The organism is Clostridium hydrogenum, from assembly GCF_021432385.1.
Taxonomy (GTDB): Bacteria; Bacillota; Clostridia; order Clostridiales; family Clostridiaceae; genus Clostridium_S; species Clostridium_S hydrogenum.
Window position 1 is genome coordinate 983,220 of record NZ_JAEACT010000003.1, and the last position, 13,072, is coordinate 996,291.

At 31.9% G+C, this 13,072-nt stretch carries 6 protein-coding genes; all 6 read right to left on the reverse strand.

All coding sequences use genetic code 11. From position 1 onward, the window contains the following. Position 1: 1 nt before the first annotated feature. Positions 2–2,941, reverse strand: coding sequence for a double zinc ribbon domain-containing protein (locus CUEA01_RS17585; protein WP_234123099.1), 2,940 nt, complete (start codon positions 2,939–2,941; stop codon positions 2–4). A gap of 10 nt (positions 2,942–2,951) precedes the next feature. Beyond that, complete coding sequence (locus tag CUEA01_RS17590; protein ID WP_234123100.1) at positions 2,952–5,045, reverse strand: Hsp70 family protein; 2,094 nt, start codon at positions 5,043–5,045, stop codon at positions 2,952–2,954. Positions 5,046–5,065: 20 nt separating this feature from the next. Continuing rightward, on the reverse strand, positions 5,066–6,721 hold the full coding sequence (locus CUEA01_RS17595) for an Hsp70 family protein (protein ID WP_234123102.1): 1,656 nt from the start codon (positions 6,719–6,721) through the stop codon (positions 5,066–5,068). Positions 6,722–6,742: 21 nt separating this feature from the next. Continuing rightward, positions 6,743–7,303, reverse strand: a complete 561-nt coding sequence (locus tag CUEA01_RS17600) for a nucleotide exchange factor GrpE (protein ID WP_234123104.1) — start codon at positions 7,301–7,303, stop codon at positions 6,743–6,745. Positions 7,304–7,710: 407 nt separating this feature from the next. Further along, entirely contained in the window at positions 7,711–8,703 is a 993-nt protein-coding gene (locus tag CUEA01_RS17605) for an IS1595 family transposase (RefSeq protein ID WP_234123106.1), read from the reverse strand. Between the two features lie 248 nt (positions 8,704–8,951). After that, complete coding sequence (locus CUEA01_RS17610) at positions 8,952–13,007, reverse strand: AAA domain-containing protein (protein ID WP_234123108.1); 4,056 nt, start codon at positions 13,005–13,007, stop codon at positions 8,952–8,954. Positions 13,008–13,072 lie beyond the last annotated feature (65 nt).

A 13,072-nucleotide genomic window follows, 5' to 3' on the forward strand; every position in this document is an offset into this window, starting at 1 on the left:
CTTATACCATAACAAATTTATATTTCTCATTTTCCCTGTTTGACTTAAAAAATGGTCTCAAAAATTCTTTATCTTCAACAGAACTAATAAAAACTCTATCATCATTACCACTATAAACTATATTTCCATCCTGTACTGTCCTTGGTTCTCTATTGGAATTTGAAACAAGTATATATTCTGGAATTTCTGCATTCATGCCTTTATTCTTTAATATAAAACTTGCTCCCCTACTCATTCCAAATATACCTTTAGATATTTTTACCTCATAAAAAATCTCATAAAATCCTGCATTTCTTACTTTGCACTTATTACCATAAGAATATTTTATTTCATAGCTATTTTGTAAAATATTAAAAACGGTAAAGAAGTAATTTATTTCATTTAAATTATCGATTATAAAAGCTGATTCCTTAATATATTCCTCATATGTAATATACTTGTAGTTAGCTGTGCTATCATTTATGGTTTTACAAAAATCATTAAATTTCCAGGCAATCAAGACCTGCTTTGCATTTGCTGGCCATTTCCACTGCAAGTATAATTTTTTATTTAGAATATAACCATTTAAATCTTCAACATCATTTAAGAAAGATATGTGCTGCTGTTTTCCAACAGAAACAACATCCCCATCCGCTGCAACGGGGAGTACAAATAAAACTCCTTCATCAATATCTTTTATTTCACATTCCCCTTCTTTTTTTACTACAACTTTATTTCTTATCTTGTTTATTTTGTCTCTTGTTATAATCTGGCCTTCCTCAAATTCAAAGGGTTCATTTGAATATAGTATATACACTTTTCCCTGAACATTTTCTCTTTCGAAGTTGACTTTTACTCCACCATTAATGCATAGTAATTTTACTTTTGTAATAACCTCTGGCGGTTCCATTGGTTTTCCAAAACAAGTTATTCCTTCTGCTGCAACTTCTCTATCCTTACTATCTTTATATATTGCAATTATCCTGTAGCCATAGTTTTGACCATTAACAAGATTTTCATCCTCCACTCCAAAAAGTGAGACGTCCTCGAGTTTAGTTCCGTCCCCCCTTCTCTCTGGAAGTGCTCCAGTTTTTCTCCAAACCTCAACTTTCTTAGTTTTAGTTTCAGTGCTCCAGGATAGAATAATTCTTCCACATTTAGCTTCAACCTCTACATCATCAACATCAGCTATTCTCATAACTGGTCCAAGTACAGAAAAAGTTTTGGAGTATATGCTTCCCCTGCACGCAAAAATCGCATAATAATAATTTTGACCTGCTTCAGCAGTATAATCGACCATTTTATTTTCAAAGGTATCTCCAATGAACTTTCCATCTTCAATTGATTTAGGCTCCGATCTCATTTTTCTTATAATTCTATAGCAAACGTTTTTGTCTGCTCCATTTTTATCCCACGTAATATTTATGGCATCACCTATTAAACTGTATTCTAAAAATACTGGTGGCTTTGGTGGATATTTTGACAGCCATTTTAATGCCTCATCACAGTCACTGCATATATTGAGTACTTTACTATATACATCTGTTAGCACAGCTTCATCTTCAGTTTTACTAGCTTTTTCAATATACTTTTGCGCTTCTGCTATTTTTATTCCAATTATATTTTCATATACATCTATAAATTCTGAATACGCCATTCTTTTTAAAGCAATTAATTCTTTCATTGCTGTGTAGTATTGATTTTTTAAAACAAGTTCCTGAATTTTAGCTTCTCTTTCTGCTACTATAATTCTTCTAGTTTTAACACTTTTCATAATTTCAGCTGCTTTTTGATTTTCTGGCCACAAGGCTTGTGCTTCAGTTAGTAGCAAATATGCCTTTTCAACCCTTCCAGTTTCCACATACATTTCTGCATTTCTTATACATTCTGATGCCATAACCATATTTTTAATACTAAAGCCGCAGTTATTGCAATTTTTATTTGAAGTACTGACTATTCTATGACATTTAGGACATGATATTTTAATTGGAAATCCACAATTAAAGCAAAATTTAGAGCTTTTGTAGTTTACACTGCCGCAAACACTGCATTTTTCCATAAGATTCATAGCTAAGCTTTTAGGAACTTGAAGTGATATACCTTTTTTTGCGCATACTTTTTTTATGTAATCCTCAGCTTCTATTTTTGTGAATCCCTGCTCTACAAGTTTTACAACTAAATTATCAAATTCTTCGCTAGATACATATCCTTTAGCCGCTGCCACACTTAACGCCACTGTGATATATTCTAATTTTTCTTTTTTTAGTGCTTCATCATAGCTTTTTTTACTTTCTTCATCCTTAAAAATATCATCGCACAACCCCTGAAGTATTGTTTGCGCAGTAGTTACAGCATCCTTTGAAGCTATTTTTCTGATTTGACCATATTTGTATTTTGAGGCCATTTTTAACACACTAATTGGTGATGCTTTTGAAACCTCTAAGAATTCATAAAGTGATTTAGCTTTAACTATTTCAAGATTTGCTTTTATTTTATTTATTATTGTTACATCTATCTGTTTTATATTTTCTATTTTATTTAAAGCATTATTTTTTGATAAATGAACTGGCACTTTAATTCTCTTCATTATTTCCTCTTTTGAAAAAATGTTGAATTTATCTTGAAGTGCTTTAATTTCATCTTCAAAAATGCAGCCCTTTGAGCACAAGAATTCTACACATTCATCTAGAAATTCAAATTTAACCTTTTCTTCTTCCTTCTGTGCCCTTACTGCTTGCTTCCATTCTTCTTTTCTTGTATATGGGCTCTCAAGCATGACCTTGTTAATTTCAGGAAGCATGCTTAAGTAAAATTTTGCCTTAACCGCTTTTGTTGGATGATTTCTAAGTTGTGACCATTCACTTCTTTTTTTATTTATGGCTTTTCTTATTTTTTCTTCATCCTGTTCCTGTGGTTCTATAGAAAGTCCCAAAAGAACATAAAAGTTTTCTCTATCCTGCAAGTAAATTACCTCACTTTAAAATTTGTAATGCATCAGATTTTTGCCCATAGCCTTGAAACATTTTAAGGCTTCCATAAGATTCAGATATTACCCTTGCGATTTTTGAGAAGGATTGTTTTAAATTAATTGCTTCTGTAAGTATTGCATTCTCCCTGCAACTGGCTATTTTATCTAAAAATTCTTTTTTAGCACTTCCAAGGCCTATTGCTGAAATTTCTATTCCTTCTTTTTTACATTCTTCTGCTATTCCAATTACATCTGTTTTTCCATACCATTGTCCATCTGTAAGTACCAGTATAAAGCAATCTCCATCAGCATTTTTAAACATTTCCTGCGCTTTTGTAAATGGCTCTGAGGTAGTTGATGTTCCTACTTTTACTTGTTTTAAGTTATCTATAGCCTCAAGTATTTCAGAGGCATTATCTTTCAATTCGCATACACTTTCCACTTTATCTGCAAAGGCTACAAGTCCAACAGATGAATTCTTTATATCTATTTCAGAAATAAAATTTCTAGCTGCGTTAATAGCTTGTTCCAAAGGCTTTCCTCTCATACTTCCAGATAAATCTATGGCAAGTATTATATTTCTATGTATGGTTTCTTCTTCTTCCTTTGGTGTTTCATAAAGCCAGGATAAATTTTCTTCGCACTTTTCTATCCTTAAAGGTAGTACTTTCCCAGTTTCCCTTTCTGCTGCTGCTACTGTTACTACACCATTTTTATTATAGGCATATTCTATATCTATAACTGCCTGCTTTCCTCTTACATGGGTTATATCGTAGAAGGTGTACTTACCAAGAATACTTGAATTTGATATATCTTCACTTTCTCCCTGAAGCATATATACATCAAGTGAATTATCTCTATTTCTTCCTGTCCTTATGGCATACGGTCTTTTTTCTGTGCAAGGTATCTTTTTATTTTTAGGTATTATGATACTATTTATATATTTTGTTCCGTCCTTGCTAATTGCGGCCATACCAAGGCTGTGACTCATTACATCTTCAGTTTTCTTATAGCTACCTAATGTAAATACTGGCTTTCCTTGGTCTTTTGCTTGACTTGATGCTTCTATAGCTGCTCCAATTGAAACTGCTTCATCAACATTTATACCTGTAATAACTTCTTTGCCGCTCACTTCTTTTACAAAGTTTAAAACCATTGGCATTCTTGTTGATCCTCCAACAGGAAGCACACCACTTAAATCCGCAAAAGAAATTCCTGCACCTTGAAGAACGTCTTCACTTAATCTTCTTGTTCTCTCAAGTAAGTCTCCTGTAATGCTTTCAAATATTTTTCTTGTTATTTCAAATTTTCCTTTGAATTCATTGCAGCATATAGTTACTTCTGCTTTTTCTCTAGCTGAAAGCTGTTTTTTTGCATTTTCAGCTTTTACAAGGATATCATTGTAAAATTCTATATCCTCAAGTGGATTTATGCCAAACTTTTCAGCAAATTTCTCTCCTAGATAAACTGCTATTCTATCGTCCCAATCTTTTCCGCCAAGTTCATGGTCTCCATCTGTACCAAGAACCTTTATACTTTCTTTATCTATGTGTACCAGCGTAACATCAAAGGTTCCTCCGCCAAGATCGTAAACAAGAAGGTTCTTTTCCTCATCATCTTTTTTAATTCCGTAGGCTATAGCTGCTGCTGTTGGTTCATTTATTATACTTAAAACGTTAAATCCAGCAGCTTTTCCCGCGTTTATTGTAGCTTCTCTCTGTGAGTTATTAAAATATGCTGGTACTGTTATTACTGCGTCCTTTATTTCCGTGTTTAATTCAGTTTCTGCATCTTTTTTTAATTTTTTAAGCATTATTGTAGACAGGTCTTCTGCAGAATAATATTTTTCGCCAAAATTTAAGCTAAAATATTCATCACCTATGTTTCTTTTGAAAAAAGCGGCTACATTTAAATCTCCCATTGCCTGCTGCTCTTTTGCCTCATCGCCCACTACAATATCAGCTTCATCAAAATAGATTACTGATGGTGTCAAAGTTTTTCCTTCGCTATTTTTTAGAACTTTTGGAACTCCTTTTTCATCAATAACAGACATTACTGAAAAGGTTGTTCCAAGATCTATTCCTAAACTATATTTCATCTTCCTACCTCGACTCTTTTTTACGATACTTCTATGTTTTTATTTCTTTTCTTTGCTTCTTCTAGTTCTTCACCTTTAATTACAGAGCTTGTCTCTATTGAAGTTTTCACTTCTCTTTTTTCAACTGCCTCTACTGCTGTAATCTCAAGTCTTCCTTCTGCATTTAGCTTAAAGGTTATATCTATAGGTGAGTTTGCTGGTAAATTTTCTGGGAGTTCCAATTCTGCCTTTCCTATTTCTTGTCCATACTCTTTTTCTATAACTCTATCATTTAATTCATCTTCAACAACTCTTACAAGTACGTTTTCTTGATTTTCATCATGTGTTCCAAATCTTTCAGTAAACTCTGCTGGCACTTCTGAGTTTTTCAATATTAAGTTGTATATTACTTCTCTTCCTTCATTATTATAAGTAACAACTCCAAAGCTTTTGCTCACAACATTGACAACCCTCATATTTGATGCCTTAACTGATGACAAAGTATATCCTGTATCATCTGCTACTTGCTTTGCTGCCTTCTCAACTATATTTTCTGATATTTTATTTTCATCAATACTTTGCTTTACATCCTCAATAGTTTCCCCAGTTTCCATTGAAATCTTCTTTATAAGTTCATCATTTACTGAAAGTTTCCAACCATATAAGGCTGCTCCCTTTGATACTGCTTCATCTGGATCAAAAACTTTTACCTCTACACCGTATTTTTCTTTTATCTTATTTTCTACTTGAGGCATACGTGTTGATCCGCCAACTAAAAGTATTTCATCAAAATTTGAATAATTTTTCTTTTTAGCTTCTTCAAGCATTTCATCTGTGAGACTTATAGTTCTTTGAAGCAAATCATATGTCAATTCATCAAATTTTTCTCTTGTAATTTCTATTTTAGCTCTTTCACCTTCATAATTTATAGATATAGGTGCCTTTTCTCTTTGTGAGAGTGTTTTCTTTACTTTCTCAGCTAATAACTGAAGTTCCTGACAAGTTTCTTTATCTTCAAGGATATCTTCATCTTTTCCTGTTATTTCTTTATACTGGTTTGCCATATATGCTATAAGTGCATCATCCCAGTCTTTACCACCAAGATTGTGATCTCCACCTGTACATATTACTTTTATTGAATCTTTATTTATATCTATCATAGTTACGTCAAAGGTACCTCCTCCAAGGTCGTACACTAAGACAACTTTATTTTCTTCCGAATCCATGCCATAAGCAATTGCTGCTGCCGTTGGCTCATTTAGTATTCCTCTAACATTTAGTCCTGCTATTTCTCCTGCAAGTCTTGTTGCTTCCCTTTCATTAATCCCAAAATAAGCCGGACATGTCACTACGACATCTGTTATTTTTTCTCCTAAAATATTTTCTGCATCTAAAGCAAGTTTTCTAAGTATAAAACTGGATATTTCTTCTGCATGATAAGATTTTCCTTCGTGTTCAAAGTAAAAATTTTCGTCGCCCATAGATCTTTTTACAAATGAAACTACATCTTCAGGGTACATTTTTGAATTTTCTTTTGCTACATCTCCAACTATGACATTATCCGCATCAAAAAACACTACTGATGGAGTTATTCTTTCATTTTCAGCATTTGGTACAACAACTGGTCTTCCATATTCATCTACATACGATATGCATGAGTATGTAGTTCCTAAATCTATTCCGTAAACCTTATTCATTCTCTCTTGCCCTCCTAATTACTATTCCTTATATACATATACCTCAACAAGTTCATGTCGTATTACCCTATCTCCCAGCATATATCCTTTCTTTACGCTTTTGGCAACTGTCCTGTCTCTTTCCTTATCTTCCGTTTCAACTGTTTTAGCAATTTTCTGTCTTTTAGGGTCAAACTCAGGCACAACATATGTAAATTCTTCTACTCCCTGCCTGTACAATATATCTTCAAGATCTTCTGACAAGCCTTCTACAACTTGAAGCAGCTTATCGGCATCGAGTTCTTTAGTTTCCTTCTTTCTAAACGCTTCTATAGTCTTATTATTATTATCGATAGTGTAGATTATATCTGTAATTATGGGTCTAATTAGCTTATGAATTAAATCATCTTTATATTGTTGAAGTTCAGCGTGAAGTTCATCAATAATTTTGTCTTTATGCTTATCATATTTAACTTTACTTTCAAATTCCTCTTTAATTTCATTAATTCCATCGCTTAGTTTCTTTATTTCATCTTCTATGTTTTTAGGATTATCTTCCACGACATTATTTTCAACAATATTATCATTAGTATTATCGCACATAACTTACTCTCCATTCTCCTTTTTAGGGATATACCTCTTGAAACTTAAAAATTAATTTGTATCAAAATGCCGGTTTCTTGGCATTATGATGCAAATTGATTTTGGTAGTTGAAATAGTATATCTATATCCAATAACTTGTCAGTTTACTAACTTAATTATATATGTAATTTTATATTTTGTTAATAGTGTAATTATATATGTGTGGTTATTAAGGTTTCGTGACATATTGCTCTGTTAAAGTATTGTGTTGATGGAATATATGAGGTTGTGAAAAAAGATATTCTATATTTTTCGCTATACTACAAATGAAGCTTTATGAGCGGCTCATAAAAAGGATATCATTATTTTTTACACCCCCCTATATCCTACACTATTTGTTAAAACGATATATTTTTTATAAAGAATTTTATATTGAAAATCCTGAAGTCCTTAGTGAGTCAAAGGTTTCATCAACTTTATAACCGCATGATTTTATAAATATATTTAGCACATTTTCTTCATTATCTTTAAATTCAGTACTATCAAGTATTTTAAACCACGATAAATAATTATTTAGGTATTTAGATGCCACTCCTCTAAATCTTTCTAACCATAATGAAAATTCCATATTATAATTATTAATGTTCCTTATATGATAGTTTTTATCTCCACAATACACTGAATTTACTACATGATGACTTATGCCTTTTTTTCTAGCATAACCTTTATATTCCCTCCAATTATCCGTGCACAATTGATTTTTTTCACACAACTTGTTTCCAATTGTTTTATCTATTGTATCCTTTAATATCTTGCCAAGACAAGTAACCTTGGAAAAGGTATTTTTTTGCCTATCTCTTGCAGCAAGCACACACACCTTATTTTCTTCTAAATCAATAGTATTTTTATACCCCTCTCCTCTTTCCCTTGGGCTTCTATTTCCAATATGTCTGCTGCCTTTTTCTGAATATGGAAAATATATATCATCCATTTCTACAATTCCTTGAAACTTTTGAACATTTATCTGCTTTAATGCAGTAAGAATCTTATGTCTCCAGTAAAATAAACTAACCCAGGTAACCTTTAAAATTTCTTGGGCTTTCCTAAGTGAATATCCTTTTATCATACAATATATAAATAGAGACCATTTTTCAATATAATGAGTCCCATTGAGCGGGCTAAAAGTAAAATCTGTAAATGTTTTATTACAATTTTTGCATTTATATCTTTGATGATTTCTATGCTTACCATACTTAACTATATATGTACCTCCGCAGTGTGGGCATCCCATTCCATTTACATATTTTAAACTTCTTATTTTATTAATTAATTCATCATCTAAGGTTATTGATTTTAAATCCAGTTCTTCATGTTGATCTTTTAAATTACTTGTAATAATATCACTAAAGTTAAAATTCATAATATAATCTCCTTGCCATTGAATATAAAAGCAATTCATATATATGCACAAAGTATATTATCTTAAATTCTAACCATATATTAGTTATTTATACAATAATCCCAATATTTTCTACATCAACATGTTACTTTAACAGAGCATTATATGTATAAACCTTACTTTAACTACATAGACTAGTTATGTCATTGCCTATTTTGTAGAAAATGAGCAACCTACACCCAATTCTTCCTTGGTAGGTTGCTCATTTTTTAAGCTGTTATCTTTTTTATCCCCACTTCATTTAACTTAGCTAAAAGACCATTTATAGTCCTCTCCTGATTTCTGTAAAATTCACTGCCCCTAATCCTATAAAAAGTCCATCCAACTCTTTCAAGTGACATTTGCCTTTCTCGCTGCTTTTCCCAGTCATCAATATTACTCCAGCTGCCACCATCACATTCCACTGCAATTCTGTTGTTCTCATCCTCAATTATAAAGTCAACCTTGTACTTTCCAAGCTTTGCAAAAGGCTTAATATCATATCCCTTTTTCTTAATTGCTTCAAATACATCCTTTTCAAAATCACCTGCTAAAACCATTTCATTTTTATTGTGCACAGCTGATGCTATAGTTGGATCCAAACAATATCTAAGGAATTTGGTCCTCACACAATTATTGCTTAGCTTGTCCACGTCGATGGAGTAAAATACCCACATTTGATTTCTCGCTCTACTTGCAGCCACATTAAATCTTCTAAAATCAGCTTCACGAGTTAGAGACATAACCTTACAATTATCCGCAACAACAAGTGATATAAACATAACATCCCTCTCGTCCCCCTGAAAGGAATAAGCATCACCGCATAAAAGTTTACGCTTTAAAATTTCATTTTCCCCAATTCTATGCCTTAAAAGCTCTTCAATTTTTTCCGCCTGCTGATCACCTAAAAGAGAAATAACCCCCATAGTCATATTATTATATCTAGGATCATCACAACATTTTACTATTTGATCCACTATGGCTTTAGCTTCATTTATATTAACTTGACTTATGTTGTCCTTATTTCCGTTTTTAACCTTAACAGTTTTTATAGGATAATCAAAAGCTTCATTTCCCCTTGGATACCTTAGCGGAATCATTTCACCGGAATAACTTAAATTATTGCTGAAACCTATTATTTCTGGTGCACATCTAAAATGTTCTCTTAAAAGGAGCCTGTCCGGAAATACTCTAAGTGCAGTATTATAAAGGCTGGTCTGCAAATCAAACCACTCCGAGTGAGGTATTTCCTTTAAATATCTATCAATTAAATCATCAATATTTTCCTCACTAACCCCAACTGCCTGTGGACTTATCTGCTTATCATCACCAACAATCACAGCCCTCTTACCCCTAAAAAGAGCACTTATTCCCAAGATATCGCTTTGGCTGCTTTCATCAAATATTACAACATCAAAAAGATTTTTATTTAAATTTATATTTTCTATAACCTTATTTAGAGGCATTATCCATACTGGGATACAATCTTTGCATTTCTCCATTTCCGTTTGAGCCATATTTCTATATTTAACAGCAAACTTTCCAGTGCCCCTGCCAATTCTCTTAACCGCTTGAAGCCATGCATATAAACTTCTCTTTTGAATATCAGTTGTATTTATAATTTGATTATACCAAGCTTTCTTTGCCACTATTTCTTTTATAAGAACCTTTTCCTTTATCTTTTCATTTTCAATATCCTTTTCTAAGATATCCACTCTAAGATTATGAGCTTTTTTCAAAAAACCATTCATCTGCTTCCATTTCCATGCCTTTGTCAGCTCTTTATAATTCTCTCTTTTACCACTTTTTAAAAGCTTACTAGTAAAAAGTGGTGCCAAAGCTTCAAGCTTATTTTTAAATATATCTATCTCTTTAACCATTGGTACAAGTTCCTTTAACCTTTGAATTTCAGAATAAGCTTTTTTTATTCTTTGAGTATCCTTCTTATCAAGACCTTCTGTTAAACACTCAATTCCATAATTGCCTCTAGACAATTTACTAACTCCAGTGAGATAAGCTTTTTCTTCCTCATAATTTTTAATATTTCTAAGACTTATAATTCCACTCTTTAATTCAAGATAAGTTTCCTTTTTGTACCAGTCTATATTATTTAAAAATTTTATATCCCCAAGACTATCAACAATCTTACTTCTAATATTCATATTCCAATTTACAACTTCATAAAGATTTTTAATTTCTTTCTCAAGCTTCATAAAAGTATTAGCATCAAAGGAATTAATTTCTTCTCCACCAAACTTCTTAACATTGCTATTCCAAAGCTCCATAAGGTCATTCTCAATATTCTTATTGTCTACATAAGCCTTGATTATTTCCACCTGCTCACCACATTCAATAGGATTATTATCAACGGTACATCCTTTAAAAATGTAATTATATTCCCTATGAAAAGCTCTGTATGCCTTACCTAATCTACCTTTAGCCTTAACATGAGAATATACCTTCTTAAAATCCGTTGAAAATTTATCAAAAGGAATCTCCTCACAAATTACTATCTTATGTGAGACAATTCTGCTTTGTATATCGGCCAGACGTCGTATGTACTCAGAAGCCTTAACATACAGATGCTTTATCTCTGGCCTTTCCACCTCACTTGAATAGTAACACTTCATTAAATTTTTAAGCCAACTCTTCTCTATAAAATACATTTTCTCTATTGCTGTATCTAGTATATTAAGTATCTTATCATAATCTACATTTTCATCATAAGGAAGAGACCATCCCTTTAAATTATTCCTATTCTCAGTATACCCTTTCTCAAGCTCTACATAATCCTCAACAGTGCTGCATACTTCTTCACATTGAGGTATTTCAGAAAAAACTTTTAAGGCACTATTTACTCTACCTATATCCTTGGTATTTACATTATTCAACAAATATATTAAATGAGCAAACTGTTGATCAGTAAGCGGGCAATCAACCTCCATAGTGATTTCATCATCAATCCAGTTACATTCCTTTTCATTTTTTCTAACCAACTTTGCCATATCCATAAGTGTATATATCTCGCCCTTAATATTAAACTTTTTATTTTCTATACACTCTGCTTCTTTAATTTTATTATATAAATCCTTTTGCCTTTTTCTGCAAAACTCAAGTTCTTTAGTTAATGGAATAACCTCTTTATTTATATCCTCAGGATTTAGAGATAAATTTTCTGTTATTTTTCTTACAGCCTCATCTAAATATTTTAAAGAGCTTATATCATCTCCAAGAATACTCATGCAAAGCGGCTTAATTTCCTTTGGAACCTTATCAGAAAGAATTCTAAGGGCTCGTCCAGTTTGGCTCGTAACAAGCACTCTTTTACCATGAGCAAGTAAATGACATATTAAATTTACTATGGTATGACTTTTACCTGTACCTGGAGGGCCTTGAATAACAACCCCGAAATTCTCAGATAACTTTTTTACGATTTCCTTTTGATCTTCATTGGCTGGCAGCGGAAACAGCAAATTTTCTCCAACCATTTTCCAGCTTTGAATTTCTCTTTCACTTTCCTCAATACTGGCGGTATCAACTAAAGCCTTTATTGGTGCAGGTATAGGATATTCATCATCAATAGCTTTTAAAATATTATTTAATTCCTTATTCCAAAGTCTATTGTCAGTTTTTCTCACTATAATTAAAGGCGCATTATAAAAAACAGGGTATTCAGAAATTTTTATATCACTAGAACTTTTTACATTATTCTGTATTTCGCCATTTGGATTTATTTCAGAACTTAAATAATGAGCAACTTTGTATAAAATCTCCTGCATATTTTCAATATATCTGACATCTGGATTTTTCTTTTCAAAATTTCTTTTTAATTTAACTATTTCATCAATATTAGGTATAATTATTCCACCAAATATATCAAGTTCCATGTTAGTTCTATTATTATATGGTTTTAATATAAACTTTCCCTTTTCAGCATCAAAACTTAATTCCATCTTTGTAGTAAAAAGAGGATGCATAATTTTCTTTCCGTCCTTATTCCATCCCAAAATATGATGTCCCCATACTATTTCCATATTCTCGCTGCTCTTTTGTATAAGTAAATACAGTTGAAAAAAAGAATCGTACAATTTTTTATTTTCTTTTCCAACTTCTAGCCATTTATCATCCAATTCATCATTTTTAACATTTACACCTTCCTTTTTTTCAAGTTCAAACTGCCAATATAATTTATCATACTGGCTTATATCTCTTATTACTTCTTCATCCATGCTTTTTACGCTTAGCAGGTAAGAGAATAACTCCTTAACCTTAGCTTTCATATCCATGTAAACTCCCCCATTTAAAGAATTACGCTTGTTTTACCAATTCTTATAATATTATACCATATATT